This is a genomic window from Psychrobacter sp. GW64-MNA-CIBAN-0177, assembly GCF_040309585.1.
Taxonomy (GTDB): Bacteria; Pseudomonadota; Gammaproteobacteria; order Pseudomonadales; family Moraxellaceae; genus Psychrobacter; species Psychrobacter okhotskensis.
Genome location: NZ_JBEOOY010000206.1, coordinates 1 through 275, shown reverse-complemented (window position 1 = coordinate 275; position 275 = coordinate 1). Strand labels below are relative to the sequence as shown.

The following is a 275-nucleotide window of genomic DNA, read 5'->3' as shown; positions in this document are numbered from 1 at the left end:
GCCGGCTCGCACTCGCCAAGGTGATGATCGGCCGCGGTGACCGCGGCAATGCCGAACGTTTGGTGCGCGAAGCCTGGCGCAACGACCCGATGAGCGAGGACACCGAAACCACCGCGCTCGATCTGTTCGGCTCGTTCCTGACCGCCGGCGACCACAAGGCGCGCATGGACACCATGCTCTACGGCACCGACAACGAGGCCGCCGGCATCCGCGCGGCCAAGCGTCTCGGCTCCGGCTATCTGGCACTTGCCAAGGCGCGCATCGCGGCCAACCGC

1 protein-coding gene is annotated in these 275 nt (G+C 68.7%); it reads left to right on the top strand.

The genetic code is table 11. The features are described from left to right. Positions 1-275 (top strand): hypothetical protein (locus AAEY79_RS14795; protein ID WP_352289114.1); only part of this gene is annotated, 275 nt, incomplete at both ends.